Here is an 18,513-nt window from a genome sequence, read left to right on the forward strand (position 1 = left end):
GACGATGCATGAAAATGTATGAAATTAACCCATTACCTAGTAAGTTTTTGTATAATAGATTGAGAATAGTAAAGGGGTGTTCATAATGTTTACAGTAGAAAATGCTTGTTTAGTAGTCGTAGATGTGCAGGGAAAGCTAGCAACGATTGTTGATGAAAATGAAGCAACGATTGCCAATATTGCTAAGCTGATACAAGCAATGGAAGCACTGAAAGTCCCTGTTTTATGGCTAGAACAAAACCCAAGTCGTTTAGGCGGTACGGCACTCGATATAGCACAACATTTACAAGGACAAGCTATTGCTAAGATGGCTTTTAGTGCATGGGAAGAAGACGAATTTGTGAAAGCAATAAAGGAAAGTGGACGTTCTCAATTTATTGTTACGGGCATTGAAACGCATATTTGCGTATACCAAACAGCTAGACAACTGAAAGAACAAGGATTTGAAGTTGAAGTAGTGGTAGATGCTGTTTCTTCACGAACAAAGGCCAATAAGGAAGTCGGATTAGCTAAAATGAGTGCCCTAGGTATTTATCCAACGAGTATGGAAATGATTTTATATGAACTTTTGCAACGAGCAGACCATGAACATTTTAAAACAATCTTACAGCTTGTGAAGTGATACCAATAAGTTGTACCCATTGGTCTGTATCAAAAATAATAGGAATGACAATTTACAATCTTGCTTTAAAAAGGAAATTAAAAAAATATAGTTTTTGTAGAATAATTGTGTAATGCCTGATGGGTCTATAGACCTCGTTTGGGCATTTTTTTTTAGAGTATATTTAAAGTATGATTCTATTCATATAAAATCTTAGCCATTCTAATTGTAGTATACTACATGATAAAATCTGGATTTCATTATAGAAAAATAACTCTTAATGAGGAAGATAACAATGATAAAAATTTTTAAAGGGTTTTTTTTAATAACTAGTGTTCTTTTTCTTTTAATAAGCTGTAATGGAAATGAGGTAGCATTACAAAAAGAACCCGCAATTTCGCAGACGGAACAATTTGTCATTGAAGATTTAATGAATGAAAAAGGATTGTTACGCACAGATTTAGCTAACCAAAAGGATGTATTTTTATCTGAATCGGTTGGGCTATGGCTTGCTTATCTAGTAGAAAAAGGTGATCATGCACGTTTTGATGAACAGGTTGATGTATTGAAATTGTATTTTTTGTCAAATGACTTTATTGTATGGCGATTAGAAGATACTAAAAAAGCTTCTGTGAATGCACTAATCGATGATCTACGTATTATTCGAGTGTTACTAGATGCAAGTGAGAAGTGGCATGATTCAGATTATGAACAATTGGGTAAAAAAATTGGAGAAAATTTGGTTCAGTATGGGATGAATCAAGAGCTGTTTGTCGATTTTGTGGATGTCAGCAGTCATGATAAAGCAACTACTTTAACCATAAGCTATATTATGCCTTCTGCTTTTCAGAAGATGGAACAGCATGACCTATTATCTCCACAACAAGTTCAATATCAGTTAGATATTTTACAAAATGCTCCTATAGCTGAGGCAGGATTTTTCCCAAAATATTTTGACCTTTCCTCCAAAAGTTATGTGTTCGACGAGGAATTGCATATGATTGATCAATTATATACAGCCTATCATCTTGCTTCGATGGATGGGGACACAATTCCATTTAAAAACTGGCTGTTAAAGCTTTTGAAAAGAGATGGCAGACTCTATGGTCGTTATAGTGCTCAAACAAATCAACCGACCGTTACCTTTGAATCGCCCGCTGTTTATGCCATGGCAGCAAGATATATGCTGGCGTTAAATGAACAGCAATTAGCTCAGCAGTTCATGGAGAAGATGATAGCACTAAAAGATCCTTCATCAGGTTATGTCGATAAAAATACAAAGTTAACGCATAGTTTTGATAATTTGCTACCACTATTAGCAGAAAGGGAGGTAAAAAATGCGTACCACAATGAATAGAAATAGAGCTATTTTGCTTTATGGAACGTTACTCATTTTATTGTTACAAATACCAGCTTATTTTTTACTCCGTCAGGATGCTGAAGGCATATTATTATATATTTTTTTAATGATTCTCATTGTACTTACCCTTTGGAGGGGGACTGTATTTGGGCTTGTTAGTAGCCTTATCTTTATTTTTATAACGGGCTCTACATTACTATATACAGGAATAGCAGGAGCCGTCATTTTTCTAAACACTACTTTTTCCATGCAAATGTTTTTCGCTTATGGGATTCTGCTATTGATCCTCATTCTTTGTGCTGGTAAGGTGCATGAATTAATGAGAGAACAGAGAAACTATTTAAAAAAACTGCAAGACGATGTTAGAAATTATGTAGCCATTGATGTGGAAACAGGATTTGATAATGAAACGAGAATGCGTATAAGTGTCAATGAAGAAATGCGTAGGTCAGACCGACATAAACATACGTTTGTCTTTATGATTTTAAAGCTTGAAAATTATGATAAATTCCAAAAGCTGTATGGTGCGAAAGAGGTACAGCATTTATGGCAACAGCTTTCACAACGAATTCAACAAACGGTCAGACAAACTGATAAAAAGTTTCGTTTTCGTGAAAACCATATAGGTTTGCTATTAATCGATACAACAGAACAGCATATGGAAGTTATTTATGACAAACTAGATCAAGCATTAAAAAACCATCAATTGGTCAATGGCAAATGGGTAACACTTAATTATAAAACAAGCTTTATTACCTATCGTCCATTGATGGAAGCAACATTTGATGATTTTTTAACAGAATTAGAAAGAGAGATGAAAACAAGTGCGCTCTAAATACAACTTATGGTTCGCCATTGGAATGCTTTGTTTTTATACTTTCATATCAAGTGAGACTGTATTTGCTGTCCAAGATGACAAAGATATAGCATTAATCTTTGTTACAAGTACTCAACAACCAAATCTTGATGTAATGGCATTGCAAGAAATGCTTCAAGTATATACGTCCGTGGATGTTTTAGCGATTGAAGAAATAGATGAACAGATGCTACAACGATATAAACGCCTGGTTATTTTAAATGCTTATCCAACAGCTATTCCTGGAAAGGCTCTAGCAGCGGTGAATCGTTTTCAGGGTTCTGCGATTCTAATTGGTGAGAATGCTCTTCAATTCAGTCCCTTTGCTAAATGGCAGCAAGGTCAAATAGTGGAGCTACGAACAATTGGGGGAGAGAGTTTAGACAATCCTGTGAAATGGAAAAGTGTTCTACCATCTGCTGATTTCGAAGTCATGAATAGGGCTTCTTCCATGAATGAATCGTATCCTTTCATCGTTAAAAAGAACAATTGGGCTTATATCGGAGATTTTGTCAATAGAGGGACTTTACAATATCAATGGCCTAGTGTTATGGGTGACTTGCTGCAATTACCCAAGCCTCAGTCACATCCTGCTTTTATTGTACTATCAGATATTAATATGAAAACAGATGTGAAAAAGTTAGAAAAGGTAGTAAAGGAATTCACTAGAAATAGTGTGCCTATTGCTCTTGAGGTAACACCTATATTATTGGATAAATTTGAAAAAAATATATATTATTTACATGATAATAAAAAATTATTAAGTTATTTACAAAAGCTACAAATTGAAGGTTATCCTTTTATCCTTTCTTCCTCTACATCACCTGAAAAAAGTCTTGAATATTTAGCACTCCGGAAAATTTATCCGGCGATAAGCCGTGAAGAGAGTAGCCTATTTAAAGGAAGTATCGAGGAAGAAGGTCAATCCTTCTATATTAAACAAATGGACAACCGGACCATTTATCCAATGACGGTGGGAAGCATTTCTGATACAGACATCAATCCTTTGTATACTGTGAAACAAAAAATAGATTATTTATTACAGGTTCCCAGTTCAATGATCGGCATTCAATACCCTGCTTATGTAAATGCATCCTATGTTCAAGAACTCGTTGATGTGCTAAAAGGGCATCCTCAGCTAGAACTCATGAATTTCCGACAAACAAACCAACAAGTAAAGTCAGAGAATGTTACAATCGTCCAACATAAAGATGGTGAACAGACCATTGACCTAACTTTTTCTAAAACAGAGCGTTTAAATATTGTATTCGATGAACGGCCATTCGAATTAATTTTATGGGTACTTGTCCTTATTGTTTCTTTGTTTGTTACATTATTTTTTATAAGCACCTTACGTTTACGAATCACATTGCGTAAGAGATTATTTGAGGAGAGGAAGACAACTGGCTAATCTTTTATTTTTTATTTCACTTTTCCTCATTTGGATTATGCTGCTCTACCATATGTTTTTAATGGAGGGAGGCTATTTACATTTTCGTTTATTTGAAAAACCGATCGATGAATGGTCTAAAAAAATGACCGATGTACCCTCTGTCAGTGTTTTTATTCCTGCTCATAATGAAGCACTCGTAATTGAGCAAACTTTACGGGCTATGTCTCGTTTGTATTATCCAAAAGATAAATTAGAGGTGATTGTTATTAATGATAATTCCTCTGATGAAACTGGAAATATTGCCTTGCAGTATGCTGAAAAGTTTCCATTTATGCGAGTCATTGAAACCGTGGAGCCGAACAAAGGGAAGGGTAAATCCTCGGCATTAAATTCTGCGTTAGCGGATTCGACAGGAGACATTGTAGTGGTCTATGATGCCGATAATACACCTGAACGCATGGCAGTTTGGTATTTAGTAATGGGTCTCATGAATGACCCTAAAGCTGCTGCAACTGTAGGGAAGTTTCGTGTCATCAATGCGGCTGAAACATGGTTGACAAGGTTTATTAATATAGAGACGATTTGCTTCCAGTGGATGGCTCAGGGAGGTCGTTGGAAGTGGTTTAAAGTAGCGACCATTCCTGGTACTAATTTTGCAATCCGCCGTACAGTTTTAGAGCAGTTAGGTGGATGGGATGTCAAAGCATTAGCAGAGGACACTGAGCTGACCATCCGTGTCTATAATTTAGGCTATCATATTCGATTTTTCCCAAAAGCTATTACTTGGGAGCAGGAGCCAGAGACATTAAAAGTTTGGTGGAAACAACGAACAAGGTGGGCAAGGGGCAATCAATATGTGGTTCTGAAGTTTTTAAGCCAATTTTTCACCTTAAAAAGAAAAAGTATTATATTTGATTTATTTTACTTCTTCTTCACATATTTCTTATTTTTCTTTGGCGTTATTTTATCCAATGCTTTATTTGTTATTAATTTATTTTATGACATTGGTTTAACCGTAGGTGATATTGCTCTTGTTTTATGGGTACTAGCCTTTTTACTATTTCTAGGAGAAGTAATGATTACTTTAAGTATTGAAAAAACTGAAATGAATAAAAAGAATTTTTTATATGTCATTCTTATGTATTTTACTTATTCTCAAATGTGGATCGTATTAGTCGTATGGTCATTATTTTTAGAAATAAAGCGCATGTTTACCGGACAAGAAGTGCAATGGTATAAAACTGAACGATTTTCAAAGCAAACAGATAAAGGAGCGGAATAATGAGAGCCAAATTTTTCTATCTACTTACTTTTATAGGCTTTTTATGTTTTACAAACGACGCTGTTGCGGCTACCATTACCGTAGATGATAATACAATGGCAATAGAAGGTAATCAGAAGCAAAACAAGCCATTATTATCACAGCCCATTGAATTACAGGGACCTTCTTCGTCGAGAGATTTTTATTATAATCTAGTAGATGATGTGAAACAAAATGGCCAGCAGGTAACCTTTCAAATTCAACATTCAGAGCTACTTATAGCACCATCCTCCTTTACCGTAAAAGTGGATGATGTAGCGATTATATCGGTGCCATTAAAAGCCGATTCGCTCAAGCAAAACATTGTGGTAAATCTTCCGAAAGAGGCTTTATTAAAAGGGACTCACAAGATTACTGCAAGTTTTTATGGGATTTTAAAAGAAGGTATTTGTGTGCCACCTGGTAATGCAGGTAATTGGTTACGTATCGATATCCTATCTTCCATTTCCGCCTTTAGCGAGGAGAACCCTGCATGGACCTTAGCTAATTATCCAACTGCATTTTTGGGCTATGAGGGATATGAAACAACAGTTATTTTACCAAAGAAAGCTTCTGGAGCGACTTTAAATAGTGGATACCAGCTCGCTGCTTATTTATCGGAGCATGGTGATACGAATGTACAGATACAACGGGAAGACGCGGTCAATCAAGTGTCTGGTCCTATTGTTATCGTAGGCTCACAACAGGAATTTAGTACAAGCTTAATTAAAAATGTATTAGCTAAAATCAATGTTAGTGACGACACCATGACATTATCTATACAGGAATTACTAAATACAAATTCCAATCGCCGGCTCCCTATTTTGGCTGTGACTTCTAAGAGTGCTAAAGCGATTGAGGAACGATTATCCTTTTTAACAGAGTCTAGATTATCCGAGCAATTAATCGGAAATACATTAGCTATTAAAGATTTACCGAAAATAGACAGCACTTCAGATACAACGATTTCCTTTAAGCAGTTTGGCTTTGAAAGCCAAACATTGTCTAGTCAATTAACGATGACTCCGCGTTATTATGTTTCCTTGCCACAATTAGAGGCTAATAAAGAAGCGGTCATGCGATTAATATTAAAGAAATCAGCCAGTATACCGGACCATTATGAAGATGACGATCGGAAGCTTGAATTGATTGCTTATATTAATAATGTCCCACACTCGGTAGATGTACGAAAGATAAAGCAAACTACTACAGATATGTATGAAGCTTTACTACCTATTCAAACCAATGTTCTTAATCAACAATCCATGACAGATATTCAGTTCGAAGTAACAGGCTTTCAATTAGAGGATCCATGTGAAACGACGAATGAACGTTATTGGTTATATATAGATAGTGATAGTACTTTATCTATTACTAAAGATGTAGCTGAACCGACCTTTACTCTACGTGATTTTCCGAATTCCTTTCATGATCATACATTAATGGTGGTTCCTGATAATGAAAGCATGGATGATGTCACGATGGTATCAATGTATAAAGCATTAATGATGAATGGTAAAATGGCTAACATCACGCTTATGAATGACAAAGACGTCACAGAAGAAGATTTACAAAAGCATGCGGTCATTTTCATGGGGGACATGAAGCAGCTCAAATGGCTTTCCAAAAATGGTACCCATATTCCACATTCATCGGAGCAGTTAATCCAACAAGGCTTTTTACCTGAGGCAATTGGACAATATGCTTATATGACTAGGAACTTCTGGCAGAAAAAGCGGCCGTTATTGTGGATTCAAACGTTAGAGAATGCTTCTGTAAAAGGGGACTTTTTTGCACACCTGAAAGAGACTGATTCGCAAGCAGGTGCAGCGATTGAAACAAAAGAAGGACAGTTTGTCGTAGCAGTAAATCAAAACGTTAATAAAAATGATGTAAAAACGGATAAAAAAGGAGAAATTTCATTTATCCTAATTGCAGAATTTGTAGGATTAATAATGATCATTGCAGTGATTTTATATGTCAGCCTTCGGAAAAGAAAGAAAAATCAAGTGAAACAATAAAAGCGAGGTTAAGCGACTTTGCGTCAGACTATAGTCAAACTCATTGAATTTTGAGTTTGCCTACAGTCTTTTTTTTAAAAATGAAGTAAAGCCGTTGATTTCCACTAGAGGCGGACGTGAGTTGCTTGATGCTACCGCTTTGCTTTTGCACAGAAAACATCCGCTCAGTCCAGGATTTAGACTTTCCAGCAGGAGTCGCCGCCCTTCGTTCCAATCACCCATAATGACGAATAATCCAATCAATGAATGTGAACCATTAGAACTGTTAACGGAGGATCAAAGAGTTCCCAAAGATTATTTAGTGCGAAAACTCGAAGCTGCTATAGATTTTTCATTTATCTTCCTTACAAATTGTCCATGCAGGCGATGGATGCTTACTTTTGCTGCCATGAATTGAAAGAAAATATGGCAAATAGCTTAAGAAGAGCAACTATGCTCGAAGCGTATATTGAAATCGACAGTGATTTACCGAATATCGGAAATAAAAAAGAAAGAAAAAATGACAAAATCCATCGAGAGTGAATTTCTCGATGGACGTTGCTTTTTTTATGCTGGCATATCAGTTGGTGTTGGTTTTGCATAGCCTTCTTTATAAGTCTCATCAATAAACTGGCGAATTTCTTTTAGACTCTTGCCATCCTGATGCATTTTAGCTGACTGTACAGCAATTTCTAAACAGACTAAACAACGAGTGCCATGATCATCCCAGACGATGGATCCATCCTCACGTTTTTCCTGAATAAAGCAGTTTAAATTACTTTTGTGGCCAGAAGATTCACCACATCCACAATAACATGGCATCCATTCAAGAATTTCTGTAGATTGTCCAGCGACTTGATACACTAAGCGAATATTTTCTTGTTTATCCTCTAAAAACGATGGAAGAACGTTTGCTGAAGCTGTTTCTTCCTGAATATCACCTGAAGCATGACTATCCCCTTCGTGGGACGCTTCCCCCTCTGTAGCTACATGTTCATTTTCAACATTTTTCGTATTTTCTCCACAAGCACTTAATAACATTAACGCCAAAACAATAAAAATAGAAACCCTTTTCTTCAACGATAGCGCCTCCTACATGTTTACAATACTTCCATTATAACATCGTTCTCATAAACATTTACATGAAGCCTAGTTGAAGCTCAATGAAATATATCTAGCCCGCGTGTTTTGTTCATAAAATGTTCTATTTTTTCGCTCAGTAACTTTTTTAAGAAAAAGCCGAATAGGATAAAGACAAACCAGAAACCAACTAAGAAAAGGAGATCTATCCATACCGTTGACCAAATAATGCCTCCCACAGCCTCACGCATCATTTCAATTGCATACGTAAAAGGTAAAAATGGGTTAATAATTTGGAAGAACCTTGGCAGTAATTCAACAGGATATGTTCCACCAGAGCCCGCAATTTGTAAAACAAGCATGACAATCGCTAAAGCCTTTCCAACATTTCCAAAGACTGAGACTAATGTATACACAACTGTTACAAATACTACGCTAATCAAAAGTCCAAACAAGATAAAATAAGTGGGTGCCTGAATAGAGCCGTCAACTAAAAAAGTATCACCAATTGTAATAATAAGGGTCTGAATAATAGAAAAAGTTGCAAATGTTAGTAAGCGACCAAAATAAATTTCACGAATACTATAAGGTGAGTTCTCATGAAGATTTACGGATAATAGTGAAATTAATAATAAACAACCGACCCAGATGGACAGCACTGTGTAAAATGGTGTCATCGCTGTTCCGTAGTTTGCAATAGGGAATATTCGATGTTCCTTTAGTTTAATGGGCTCTTCAAAGAAATCACGCTCGGCATTGACATCATTCTTTAATAATTGCACAATCTCAGAAATATCAGCTTCATTTTCTAAAGTTCGAAGTTTAGTGGCTAAGTCTTTGATTTTTGTACTCAGCGTAGGGAACTCTCCTTGAATTTTTTGTAGCGCATTATTAGCCGTTCCTAACGTATTTTTTGCTTGTGTCAATTTATCAGTTGCCTGGGGTATGAATTGTTTTACATCCGTCAACATGGAAGATGCGCTTGATAATGTACTTTTAGCACTAGACAATGTTGAGCGGATTTGTGGCTCCAGATGATCGTTATAGTAGACCAAAAACTTTTGCAAATTAGCCGTGGCATTTTGTGCCCTCTTCTGAATCGCTATAATGTCTTGTTGAATAACTTCTTTATCAATTGGCTGTAATTGTTCAATTTTTGTAAGGATATCTGCATGTAAAGTGTTTAGTTGTTGCAGATCTTTTAAGGCGTTTAAAGTTGAATCGGTAAAGCTCGGATTATTTTGCAAGGCATCACGGATGCCAGTAAGTTGCTCTATAATTTGCTGATTATCTTGGGCATTACTTTGCTGTAAGGATGTGATGATATTGTCTAAGGAATCCTGTAACTGATTTCGGGTTAAAGTATCTGCTTGAATCAACTTCTGCAGTGCCTCAAGTGTTTGGATACTATGTGCTATATTTTCTTTGGACGTCGACAATTGATTTTTTAGTGCTTCTTTTGTTTGGGCGATAGAGCTTGAATCAAGATCAATACTATTGAGCTTGTTTATCATATCTGTGAAGTGCTGCGCAATATTTTGAACAGCTTGTACATCCTTTTTGATAAGAGGAGATAGTTCATTAAACAGAGCATCTGCTTCGTTCACAAGATTTAGACCTTTTTGAATGGTAGTTAAACCATTCGTTGTTAATTGTTCCACTTGTGGAATTTGTGTGAGCGCACGATTGAGTAATTGATCGGCCTCCTTCCCTTCAAGGGAAGCCTGACCTAAAAATGAATTGATATCAGGTAAATGCTGCTCTATGGTAAAGACATAGTTTTCAAATTTTCGAAAGTCAGGAATGTCACGTTCCATTTCGAGACCAATGGTATTAAAAATGGAGAATAACGTACCATTCACCGTCGATACAAATTCACTAGATACCTGCTGGGTGAGGACACTTGCTCCTTTACTTGTAATTTTGGGAGCAATTGGATTCTTTTTTTCATTTACATAATAATCAATATGAGCTTTTGTCGGTTGATCTGTTAGAATGGAGGTGAGCTTTTGTGAAAAGTCACTAGGAATAACAATCATGGCAAAATAATCTCCATTTTTCAAATGCTCCATAGCTTGCTTTTCGTTATCAAGCTCCCAAGTAAAGCTTTCATTGGTTTTTAAATTTTCGATGACTTCATTGCCAACATTAATCGCTTCATTTCGAACGGTGGTTCCTGTATCCTCGTTAACAATCGCGATTTTCATATTGGATGTGTGGGCATATGGGTCCATAGAGGCATAGATATTTAGCCAGGCATAGAGTGAAGGAAGAAAAATCAATCCGCCTACAATGACAGCTACGACCCAGTTTGTGACAATATTCCGGATATCCTTCGTGTAAATTTGAAATACATGCTGAAACGAATTTTTCATATAATCACCCCACATTCAAATTTTGCATGAGCTCTCAATATGTATGTTCCCAAATATACTTAAAATTATGTTATAAATGTGAAATTTCTTTTTTTAAAGGCGAATTAGTTTACTAGGTTTTCAAAACACTTTATAATCAATCCGGATACACTAAAATTAGGATTTTAGTGTAAAAAAGGAGGTCACTATTCTAGTGAAAAAATTATTAATTATTGGTTCTGTTATTGTTGTATTATTTGCAGCAATCATTGTACTTACCAATGTCTCAAACAAAAGTAAACTAGAAAGCGCAAACAACCCTTATGGCGATAAAAAGCTTAAACAAGAAACAATTGATCAATTAGATGACAAAAACTATCAAAACATTATGTTACCAGACGAATTAGAGGCAAAAATTAAAGCAGGTGAACCTGTCAATGCCTATTTCTTCAGCCCGATTTGTGTACACTGTCAAGCATTTACTCCTGAGTTAATGCCAATTGCAGATGAACTGGGTGTCGACATTGCTCAATTGAACGTCTATGAATATGAAGATCTATGGGATAAATATCATATTGAAGCAACACCAACGTTTATCCGTTTTGAAGATGGAAAAGAAGTGAACCGTTTTGTAGGGGCACTTAAAGAAGAGGACTTACGCAACTTCTTAAACACGGTAGTGTTAAAAAAATAGCACTAAAAGAGACTGTATCAAAATTTTGATCAGTCTCTTTTTATGTTGTAGTGTATACTAAAAATACTGAATAGTTATACACTGGAGGGGATTTTTAATGTCAATGGATGATTATTTTTACAATGGCGAACTAATGAAATGTTATGAGGCGGCAAAAATGGTGACAAATGAAAAGGAAAAAGCATACGCGCAGAAATATATAGCTTTATTAGAAGAGTATGATTTCGCTCATTATCCAAAGCCAACTCTTTATGAAGAAATGCAGCATGTAGAACGTGCGGACGAAAGCTATCCAGAATCCGATAAGGTTGTAGAAATACGATCAATCAAAGTTGAAGAAGCATTTGCAGACAATATTAAGCAATTAGAAGAAGTGGCAAAGACAGGAACAGCTAATGAAAAAGCTCAATCCTTCTTTACGCAAGGAGAGTTGTTTTTATTTGCTCATCAATACAATGAAAGTGTACATTGCTTTCAACAAGCCGTTAAAGAAAATCCAAATAAGGCCGTATATTGGGGGATAACGGGCCAGACGATGCACCGCTTTGGATGGATGCCTTTTGATGTGCTTGGTTATTTGGAACAGGCGATCAATTTAGATCCAACAAACCCTCGTTGGAAATGGAATAAGGCATTAGTTCTTATTCAATTGGCCAAGGATTTGCAAATGGCACCGTTTATGGCGAATGCTGCAATCGCTTTGGAGGAGGCATTGGCTTCCTGTGGTGAACATCAACAATCATTGAAAGCTGCCATTCAAAACACTATGAATACTATGGATAGCTATGTTTTCTCGTAGTTCATTGAGGATGTCTTCCTATACAAACGGAGACATCCTTTTGTGAAAATGACTATAGAGAGGGCTTCGTTGCCATATTTCACAATCATGGTATGATAAGATAGGAAAAAATGATTTGTAGTATAAAGGACGGATTTTTTATGGCACAAGAAGTGGCAAATAAGTTTATTGAAAACGTATGTAATCATTTAGTTCGACATATGAATATTACAAAGGTAGAAGAACACTTTAAAGAAACTATTGCAATGCAACGAAATTCAGCAGCTACGGCCGTTGATTTTTGGGACATGCTAATGATCAATATGCTCTACTTTACTGAGAATGAACAGGCATGGGAGCAAGAATTTCTGAACATGCTAGAGGCTAAAAAGTGGTTGAAGCCCTCAACTTTAGAAGAGGAATTATTGATGCATCAGATGCGTATCCGACAACAAGTTGCAGAGCAAATGGATACTGTAAAGGAATTGTTCCATCAACAATATGAGACAGAGGGCCTGACAGAGGAAGCAATTATCTACGACTATGCATATAGCTCTGCTGGTCATTCTATGCGTATGGATTTATTAACGGTTCTTGTGTCCACACCTGAGCAATCCCAAGTACTTTTTGACGCAAATCCACTAGAGACCATTCGTGTTGTCAATGGATATATTGCCTACCATACAGATGGATTAATCAATAAAACAAAATTACTGTAGCTTCATTGTTACAAAGATTTACTGTGAAGGGAATTTGAAGATATGAATACACCATTTACTTTTAAGCATACACCACCTACAAATATGGATACTACAAAAAAATACCCAGCTATTTTTTTATTGCATGGGATGGGGAGTAATGAAGAGGACTTACCACAATTAGTACAGGACTTTCAAGAACAATGTCATATATTTAGTTTGCGTGGACCCATTACACAAAAACCAGGGTATGCTTTTTTCACTATTCAAGAGGTAGGACAACCAGATCGTGCCATCTTTGATAAAGTATTAGTGGCATTGCAACGATTTATATTAGAGGCAATTGATGAATATCAAGTGGATCCTCATAAAGTATTTTTATTAGGCTTTAGTCAGGGGGCTGTGCTAGCACAATCATTAGCCTTTGTGATGGGAAATTTAGTGACAGGCATTGTCGCATTAAGTGGCTATACACCTAAATTTGTAACAGAGGAATATTCTATTCGCTCCGTTGAACATTTACAAGCCTTTATTTCCCATGGCGATTATGATTATGTTATTCCGTCGCAATGGGGAATGGAAAGTAAAGAGGTTTTCGAACAATTTGGTGCAACTGTGACATTTAAGCAATATCCAGATGGGCATGGAGTAACACCTGATAATATGCGTGATCTAGTGGCGTTTTTGGCCCAGCAACTTCAAGGAGATCTTCAATAATAGAAACCGGGGCAAAATTCTGCCTCGGCTTTTTTCTTTTCCTGAATAGTAATGATAAGAATCGAGCAAGAAGGTTCAAATTCATGCCAGTCGGTGGTATCATAGAAGATGTTGTGAATGAGCGTGCTTTACTAGATAAAAACATGTACTTTATGTGAACTTAGAGACAGAACAGATCTAAAAGGGGTAAAATAATAATTTGATGTGCTAGATGCAAATTTTGTCGCTTTCTATCGATTGTGGCGTGTCGAAATTATGGAGAAAAGGAATTAAGATAAATGGAACAAAATCTGAACTCGGAGCAGAAACCGCAATCCTCCGCAAAACCACGAGGGAAATCGTCCCGCTCTACTATTTTAGCGCAAACAGTCAAAACAGGAATTATCAAATCCAATTTAATACCAATGTGGGCTGGTTTAACGCTAGGGATGTACAAAAATAAAATGACGTTCATAGACAATATACCAGAAATGATTTTTTCGACAGTTGGTTCTGCCCTTGTCATTGGAGCAGCAGGGGCCTTTAATAATGTGTATGACCGTGATATCGATGCAATCATGCCTCGTACGCAAAGCAGACCGACCGTCACTGGGGAAATGTCAGCAAAATCGACTCTATCATTAGCGATAGTTATGTTAATCATCGGCTTAGCTGTATTGGCGCTTGCGTCACCATTAGCAGCGGCATTTGGTTTGCTCGGAGTATTTTTATATGTAGTCCCTTATACAATGTGGACAAAACGTCGTACGATTTATAATACAGAAATTGGTAGTATAAGTGGTGCTGTCCCGCCATTAATTGGCTGGTCTGCCGTATCGACAGATATTACACACCCTGCAATACTAGGTTTATTTTTTGTTATGGTTATTTGGCAAATGCCGCATTTTTATGCCATTGCAATTCGCAAACGTGTAGATTATGAAGCAGCAAGCGTGCCGATGCTTCCTGTTGTTAAAGGTATGCGCCGTACGTATTATCAAACAAATTTCTATCTAATTTTATTAATTCTATCAAGCTTTTTATTTGGTTCCCTAAGTGTGGGAATTATGCTCGTTGCATTACTATTAAGTATTGCATGGCTAGTAATGAGTATATATGGCTATCATAGTAATAAAGATCAAGTGAAGTGGGCAACCAAAATGTTTGTTTTCTCACTGTTCCATATGACCATATTATTCACAACAGTTATTGTGTACTCTTTAGTAGGTGTTATCTTCAAGTTATATTAATGGAAAAACCAACAAGTTAATCGTCACTTGTTGGTTTTTTATGTTCGACCGATATTATTTGACGACTGGGCCATTCAAATACGTGTAATTGGCCACCAAATACAGCACCACCATCAATACCGATAATATTGTTTTCACCAAAGTAGACACTGTAATCTGTTGGATTTTGGTGAAGCCTATACGTAGGTGTATGTCCAAAGATAACGGTTTTATCTCCTTCATAGCCTGCATGAAATTCTTCTCGAATCCACAGTAATTGCATGGGGTCTGTTTCTGCCATCGCAACGCCTGGTACAACTCCGCCATGTACAAATATAGCATCCTCTAATTCAATGTATGTTTCGAAGTTTTCAATTAATTGTAAATGTTCCTCTAGCTTTGGCAGCGTTTTGATAAAGTTAGGCAATGTTTGGGTAGCAATGGCATCCTCAAAATCGCTTAGCTGGTAACCATAGCTTGCCAATGTTGCATCTCCACCACAAAGTCCTACCCAATGGTTCCATGGTTTAGCAAGACCTGAACGACATGCATTAAGCATGATCGCCTCGTGGTTGCCAAGGAGAACTCGTGCTCCTTTTTCTTGTAATTCACTCACTAAATTTAACACGCCGCTAGAAGCAGGGCCTCTGTCGATGTAATCACCCAGTAAAAAAAGTTGATCTTCTTCTGGATTATAGCTTGCTTTTAATAATAATTCTTCAAAAAGCGCTAATTCTCCGTGTATATCACTTATTGCTAGAATTCTATTCATGTATGCCATCCTTTCAATATCACAGCGGTTACTATTAAGTATAGGAAATATTTCTGCAAATTTCGACCTTCCTAGCTTCAACTATCTATCCTTCATAGAAATTTCACAGAATTCATTCTCTCTATCATATGGCAAGTCATTTCTTTGCTTTATATATTTGTCTATAGTGTATGGGTGTGAGAGGGGGAGGAGGGCAAACAAACAACTAACAGCAGAAGCAAGAATGCTGCTTCTACTGTTATGCTAGAGTCTAGTAGATGGCGGTAGAGTTACATCTGTAGCTTTTCCCATGCTTGTTTTGCTACTTGTTCATCAAATGTTGAGATTAAACGAAAATTATTGTTGTCTAAAATGCGGAAATGAAGGCTAATGATATTTTGTTGTAGTCGAAACCCTCCTTGCTCATGTATATTTTTCCACCATATGTATCCACCCATTGTTTTATCTTTAGGCTGTAATGTTCCATTATTCGCGATTAAATCCACTACCTCTAATGGATCTCCACCTAGTTCATGCTGCAAAATCGTACTGTCACGAAACAAAGTACATACGGCAACAGTAGTTGTCCATCCAGCCTGTATACGCCCCTTTTCAATTTGGACAAGTGTTTTTTTGGATAGTCCAAGTAAGTCACTCATTTGATCCTGAGTAAAAGCTCTTTCAGTACGGATTAATTTCAGTTTTTCTGAAATGAGTGTGATTAATTGTTCACGATTCATTCTAAACACCCCTTTTTTCAGATTGTTATGTCCCATTATACATGAAAGTCAAGAAGCGTGTTTTTGTTTCCACTAGAGAGGAACGGGAAAAGAAAACAGACTGTCCAAAATAAACAGTCTGTGAGAGGTTAAATTTCATATTTTTTCGTATCAGAAATGACACGAAAATGGATGCCTTTTATTTGTGCACTTACTTTATGGCGGAGTGTGTCAATATCAACTAGCTCGTCTTTACTTTGGACGCACTCAGCGATTTGTTGTAATAGCTTTGTAAAGGCTTCTTTAAATAAAGCGCGCATATTATCGAAATCTAGGCTACGGAAACTGCCATCAATATCAAATGCTTCTACAGAATTTAACTGCTTAGAGGCACCTGCAAAACGATCGTCGTACACTGTGTAGTTTTCATCTGTTACGACGATAATATATAATACTTCACCTGTAATTGTTTTTAATTCAATATTTGTTTTATGTTTTTTTACGTCTGTAATAATGTGTATACCATCTGAATGATATAGTTTAAACAATGTCATGTGTATAGCCCCCTGAAACTAGAATCATATTCCTATATTCATTATAGCTTGAAATGGCTAATAATGGAATGGAGAAAATATGGTTTTAAGATAATAGGGCTATAGCTGTGCCTTTGTAATGACAGGTGTCGGTGCACTAATTCGTAGAGGTCGAACCTCGATATAATGTATCTGATGTCCTTGTTGTTCATAGATACTGAAGATATAAGAGGCAAGCTCAATATTAGTAGATGCTTTTATGCCATTATTCACAGATAAGAACCAGCCACCTAAAGTTTCAACTTCCTCAGATTCTAATGTTATATTTAGTAGATTTTCAACATCTTCAACAAGCATTTTAGCATTTAATATATAATGGTTTTCTGTGATTTTTCGAATATCTGCAATTTCATCATCGTCAAATTCATCTCGAATTTCACCAACAATCTCTTCTAAAATATCTTCAACAGTTACCAGACCAGATGTCCCACCATATTCATCCATTAAAATAGCCATATGAATACGTTCTTTTTGCATTCGTACAAGTAATTCTTGAATAGGGATTGTTTCAATCACTCGAATAACTGGATTAATAAAATCTTCGATGACTAATGTCTCATCTGTAAGCTGTTCAAGTAAACCGTGCGTAAACAATTCCTTGGCATTGATAAACCCTAAAATATTGTCACGGTCGCCCTCATAAATAGGGTAACGTGTATATTTTTCAGCGGCAAAATGATGGATGATAGTTGTAAACGAGTCATTTCGTTCAATCCCAACAATTTCTGTTCGAGGAACCATGATTTCACGAGCAATACGTTCGTCAAACTCAAAGACGTTATTTACATATTTAAGCTCTGTTTTATTGATTTCACCACTTTTAAAGCTTTCAGACAGTAATAGTCGTAGTTCTTCCTCCGTATGGGAAAGCTCATGCTCACTTGCAGGCTTCATACCGAATAAACCAATCAAAACGCGTGCAGAGCCGTTCAAGAACCAAATGAATGGGTACATGATTTTGTAGAAAAACATGATTGGCTTTGCGAAAAGAAGGGTAATTGTTTCTGCTTTTTGAATAGCTGCTGTTTTCGGGGCTAATTCACCGACAACGACATGTAAAAATGTAGCGATTGCAAAGGCTGTACCAATGGTAAAGATGGTCATATATTTATCTGAAATACCGATCATTTCGAAAAGAGGGTGCAGCATAAATTCAAACGTTTTTTCACCAACCATACCGATACCAAGAGCTGTTACTGTAATCCCTAATTGACAGGCAGATAAATATTCATCTAAATGATTGACCACTTGCTTGGCAGCAATGGCTTTTTTATGGCCCTCTGCAATAAGCTGATCAAGTCTTGAGGAACGAACCTTTACAATGGCAAATTCTGTTGCCACGAAAAAACCTGTTAAAGCTATTAAAATGGTAAAAATCGATAAGTTTATTATGGTATCCAAATAGTCGTTC

The 18,513-nt window shown here is 36.5% G+C and carries 17 protein-coding genes; 11 read left to right on the forward strand and 6 right to left on the reverse strand.

What is annotated here, in order from left to right:
- The first annotated feature begins 85 nt into the window (after positions 1-85).
- The 6 genes from ACOZBY_RS07580 to ACOZBY_RS07605 all read left to right on the forward strand — a co-directional run bounded on the left by ACOZBY_RS07580 (position 86) and on the right by ACOZBY_RS07605 (position 7,531).
- A complete protein-coding gene (locus ACOZBY_RS07580; protein ID WP_031416998.1) occupies positions 86-622 on the forward strand; it encodes a hydrolase in 537 nt (178 codons plus the stop codon).
- A 274-nt stretch (positions 623-896) separates the two neighbouring features.
- Entirely contained in the window at positions 897-1,958 is a 1,062-nt protein-coding gene (locus tag ACOZBY_RS07585; protein WP_422761922.1) for a hypothetical protein, read from the forward strand.
- A complete protein-coding gene (locus tag ACOZBY_RS07590; protein ID WP_031416996.1) occupies positions 1,939-2,796 on the forward strand; it encodes a diguanylate cyclase domain-containing protein in 858 nt (285 codons plus the stop codon). Before ACOZBY_RS07585 ends, ACOZBY_RS07590 begins: the two co-directional genes overlap by 20 nt.
- The gene (locus tag ACOZBY_RS07595) at positions 2,786-4,228 is read left to right on the forward strand and encodes a hypothetical protein (protein ID WP_422761924.1); all 1,443 of its coding nucleotides are present in this window, start codon (positions 2,786-2,788) and stop codon (positions 4,226-4,228) included. The genes ACOZBY_RS07590 and ACOZBY_RS07595 overlap by 11 nt, the downstream gene beginning before the upstream one ends.
- A complete protein-coding gene (locus ACOZBY_RS07600) occupies positions 4,221-5,492 on the forward strand; it encodes a glycosyltransferase family 2 protein (RefSeq protein WP_036162843.1) in 1,272 nt (423 codons plus the stop codon). Before ACOZBY_RS07595 ends, ACOZBY_RS07600 begins: the two co-directional genes overlap by 8 nt.
- Positions 5,492-7,531: a cellulose biosynthesis cyclic di-GMP-binding regulatory protein BcsB gene (locus ACOZBY_RS07605; protein WP_281487044.1), complete on the forward strand. Its 2,040-nt coding sequence runs from the start codon at positions 5,492-5,494 to the stop codon at positions 7,529-7,531. The genes ACOZBY_RS07600 and ACOZBY_RS07605 overlap by 1 nt, the downstream gene beginning before the upstream one ends.
- Positions 7,532-8,077: 546 nt before the next feature.
- On the opposite strand, the gene ACOZBY_RS07610 is transcribed toward ACOZBY_RS07605, so the two are convergent.
- Both ACOZBY_RS07610 and ACOZBY_RS07615 read right to left on the reverse strand, forming a co-directional pair.
- Positions 8,078-8,590 (reverse strand): PCYCGC motif-containing (lipo)protein, encoded by a 513-nt coding sequence (locus tag ACOZBY_RS07610; RefSeq protein ID WP_012295202.1) that lies wholly within the window; start codon positions 8,588-8,590, stop codon positions 8,078-8,080.
- Positions 8,591-8,670: 80 nt separating this feature from the next.
- Positions 8,671-10,965, reverse strand: a complete 2,295-nt coding sequence (locus ACOZBY_RS07615) for a YhgE/Pip family protein (RefSeq protein ID WP_422761927.1) — start codon at positions 10,963-10,965, stop codon at positions 8,671-8,673.
- A gap of 193 nt (positions 10,966-11,158) precedes the next feature.
- On the opposite strand from ACOZBY_RS07615, the gene ACOZBY_RS07620 reads away from it, so the two are divergent.
- The 5 genes from ACOZBY_RS07620 to cyoE all read left to right on the forward strand — a co-directional run bounded on the left by ACOZBY_RS07620 (position 11,159) and on the right by cyoE (position 15,060).
- Entirely contained in the window at positions 11,159-11,638 is a 480-nt protein-coding gene (locus tag ACOZBY_RS07620; protein ID WP_012295200.1) for a thioredoxin family protein, read from the forward strand.
- Between the two features lie 97 nt (positions 11,639-11,735).
- Positions 11,736-12,437, forward strand: coding sequence for a tetratricopeptide repeat protein (locus tag ACOZBY_RS07625; protein WP_197149955.1), 702 nt, complete (start codon positions 11,736-11,738; stop codon positions 12,435-12,437).
- Positions 12,438-12,577: 140 nt separating this feature from the next.
- Positions 12,578-13,135, forward strand: coding sequence for a hypothetical protein (locus tag ACOZBY_RS07630; RefSeq protein WP_031416987.1), 558 nt, complete (start codon positions 12,578-12,580; stop codon positions 13,133-13,135).
- A 42-nt stretch (positions 13,136-13,177) separates the two neighbouring features.
- Positions 13,178-13,831: an alpha/beta hydrolase gene (locus ACOZBY_RS07635; RefSeq protein WP_012295197.1), complete on the forward strand. Its 654-nt coding sequence runs from the start codon at positions 13,178-13,180 to the stop codon at positions 13,829-13,831.
- Between the two features lie 278 nt (positions 13,832-14,109).
- Positions 14,110-15,060 (forward strand): heme o synthase, encoded by a 951-nt coding sequence (cyoE, locus tag ACOZBY_RS07640; RefSeq protein WP_036162134.1) that lies wholly within the window; start codon positions 14,110-14,112, stop codon positions 15,058-15,060.
- 16 nt (positions 15,061-15,076) lie between these two features.
- On the opposite strand, the gene ACOZBY_RS07645 is transcribed toward cyoE, so the two are convergent.
- The 4 genes from ACOZBY_RS07645 to ACOZBY_RS07660 all read right to left on the reverse strand — a co-directional run bounded on the left by ACOZBY_RS07645 (position 15,077) and on the right by ACOZBY_RS07660 (position 18,503).
- A complete protein-coding gene (locus ACOZBY_RS07645; protein WP_281487046.1) occupies positions 15,077-15,811 on the reverse strand; it encodes a metallophosphoesterase in 735 nt (244 codons plus the stop codon).
- 269 nt (positions 15,812-16,080) lie between these two features.
- A complete protein-coding gene (locus tag ACOZBY_RS07650; protein WP_031416980.1) occupies positions 16,081-16,530 on the reverse strand; it encodes a helix-turn-helix transcriptional regulator in 450 nt (149 codons plus the stop codon).
- Between the two features lie 128 nt (positions 16,531-16,658).
- A complete protein-coding gene (locus ACOZBY_RS07655) occupies positions 16,659-17,063 on the reverse strand; it encodes a hypothetical protein (protein WP_008178358.1) in 405 nt (134 codons plus the stop codon).
- Positions 17,064-17,162: 99 nt separating this feature from the next.
- Positions 17,163-18,503, reverse strand: a complete 1,341-nt coding sequence (locus ACOZBY_RS07660; protein ID WP_036162133.1) for a hemolysin family protein — start codon at positions 18,501-18,503, stop codon at positions 17,163-17,165.
- Positions 18,504-18,513 lie beyond the last annotated feature (10 nt).

Source organism: Lysinibacillus sp. NPDC056220, from assembly GCF_049315265.1.
Classification (GTDB): domain Bacteria; phylum Bacillota; class Bacilli; order Bacillales_A; family Planococcaceae; genus Lysinibacillus; species Lysinibacillus pinottii.

Coding starts and splice junctions, on each gene's coding strand:
- ACOZBY_RS07605 (WP_281487044.1), top strand. CDS start 5,492: ATGAGAGCCAAATTTTTCTATCTACTTACTTTTATAGGCTTTTTATGT.
- ACOZBY_RS07655 (WP_008178358.1), bottom strand. CDS start 17,063: ATGACATTGTTTAAACTATATCATTCAGATGGTATACACATTATTACA.
- ACOZBY_RS07625 (WP_197149955.1), top strand. CDS start 11,736: ATGTCAATGGATGATTATTTTTACAATGGCGAACTAATGAAATGTTAT.
- ACOZBY_RS07650 (WP_031416980.1), bottom strand. CDS start 16,530: ATGAATCGTGAACAATTAATCACACTCATTTCAGAAAAACTGAAATTA.
- ACOZBY_RS07635 (WP_012295197.1), top strand. CDS start 13,178: ATGAATACACCATTTACTTTTAAGCATACACCACCTACAAATATGGAT.
- ACOZBY_RS07645 (WP_281487046.1), bottom strand. CDS start 15,811: ATGAATAGAATTCTAGCAATAAGTGATATACACGGAGAATTAGCGCTT.
- ACOZBY_RS07590 (WP_031416996.1), top strand. CDS start 1,939: ATGCGTACCACAATGAATAGAAATAGAGCTATTTTGCTTTATGGAACG.
- cyoE (WP_036162134.1), top strand. CDS start 14,110: ATGGAACAAAATCTGAACTCGGAGCAGAAACCGCAATCCTCCGCAAAA.
- ACOZBY_RS07580 (WP_031416998.1), top strand. CDS start 86: ATGTTTACAGTAGAAAATGCTTGTTTAGTAGTCGTAGATGTGCAGGGA.
- ACOZBY_RS07615 (WP_422761927.1), bottom strand. CDS start 10,965: ATGAAAAATTCGTTTCAGCATGTATTTCAAATTTACACGAAGGATATC.
- ACOZBY_RS07630 (WP_031416987.1), top strand. CDS start 12,578: ATGGCACAAGAAGTGGCAAATAAGTTTATTGAAAACGTATGTAATCAT.
- ACOZBY_RS07585 (WP_422761922.1), top strand. CDS start 897: ATGATAAAAATTTTTAAAGGGTTTTTTTTAATAACTAGTGTTCTTTTT.